The 1,201-nt window shown below is 69.9% G+C and carries 3 protein-coding genes; all 3 read right to left on the bottom strand.

From position 1 onward, the window contains the following. Positions 1-205, bottom strand: a 205-nt coding sequence (locus PROKR_RS36975) for a hypothetical protein (RefSeq protein ID WP_211240177.1), incomplete at its 3' end; no start/stop codon positions are given. Positions 206-283: 78 nt separating this feature from the next. Next, complete coding sequence (locus PROKR_RS18760; RefSeq protein ID WP_051433136.1) at positions 284-565, bottom strand: CD225/dispanin family protein; 282 nt, start codon at positions 563-565, stop codon at positions 284-286. A 120-nt stretch (positions 566-685) separates the two neighbouring features. Further along, a partial coding sequence (locus tag PROKR_RS18765) for a M20/M25/M40 family metallo-hydrolase (RefSeq protein WP_036965664.1) occupies positions 686-1,201 on the bottom strand: 516 nt, incomplete at its 5' end.

The following is a 1,201-nucleotide window of genomic DNA, read 5'->3' on the forward strand; positions in this document are numbered from 1 at the left end:
TCGCCGCGGCGCCCCACGGGCTGGGCGCGGCGTTGTCCTTCGCGTCCGTGGCGAGCCCCTCGGCCCACTCGAGCGCGCTCGCACCCGGTGCGGCCTCGCCGGACGCGAGGCTCTCCGCCCAGGTGAGCGCGTTGCTTGCGGGGGGACCACCAGCGCGGGCAGCAGCACGCCCACCTCGCGAGCCCTTGCGCCGTGTCGCACTCATAGCCGCGCACTTTACCCGCAGAACCGGGGAAGACAGGAGGGGCAAACGTGTGATAGCTGACGAACTGCGGGTGAAGTGCTACCCGTTCAGGTAGGCGATGCTCGCCCAGAACACCACGACGACGACGGCCACGACCCAGATGGCGAGCGTGAGCAGACCCCAGTTGCGCGCGCGGCGGGACGCTTTGCGCGCCTTGTCGTGCCGGCCGGTCTTCCACAGGGTGTTGACGCGCATGGAGTTCACCAGCGCGACGATTCCGGTCGGCGGGAATCCGAACAGGGTGACCAGAACGGTGAACACCAGATACGTCGGTGGCGGGTACTGCAGTTGCGCGGGGTAGGTGTGGACGTTGACGTTCACGGGCGCACGCGACCGTCCCGAGCTCCCGGGCTGCGCTGCCGAGTTACTCATGAAATGTCCCCCCTCACCGATATAGAGGGAGAACTTAGTGCAATTTCGGCGATTTGTTGAATGCCCAGGTCAGCCCGGGATCTTGCGCAGCACCTCGCGATAGAAATGCACTCCGCGACTCAGGGAATCGACGCTCAGCTGCTCTCCGGCGCCGTGCGACGACTGCCGCTGCGCGCGGCTCATGACGAACGGCCGGAACCGGTAGACGTGGTCGCTGATCGGGGTGAACCGGCGCGCGTCGGAGGCGGCCGGAGCCACGTGCGGCACCACCAGGGCGTCCGGGTACGCGGCCCCGATCGACTCGCTCAGCAGCGCGAACTGCTGGCTGTCGGTGGGCGAGACCTCGCTGGGCTCGTCGCTCTCCACGACCTCGATCTCGACCCGCTTGTCCGCGATGACGCGGCGCAGCCGCGCGACGGTCCGCTCCACGGTGTCACCGGGGGCCACGCGGACGTCGAGGCGGGCCCTGGCCGTAGCGGCCGCGACGTTCGCGCCGGGGCTGCCCTCCAGCTCGGTGACCGCCACGGTGGTGCGGACGAGCGCGGCCGCCTCCGGGCCGGCACCCGCCAGCATCCAGGCCGCGAG

Source organism: Promicromonospora kroppenstedtii DSM 19349, from assembly GCF_000515355.1.
GTDB lineage: Bacteria > Actinomycetota > Actinomycetes > Actinomycetales > Cellulomonadaceae > Promicromonospora > Promicromonospora kroppenstedtii.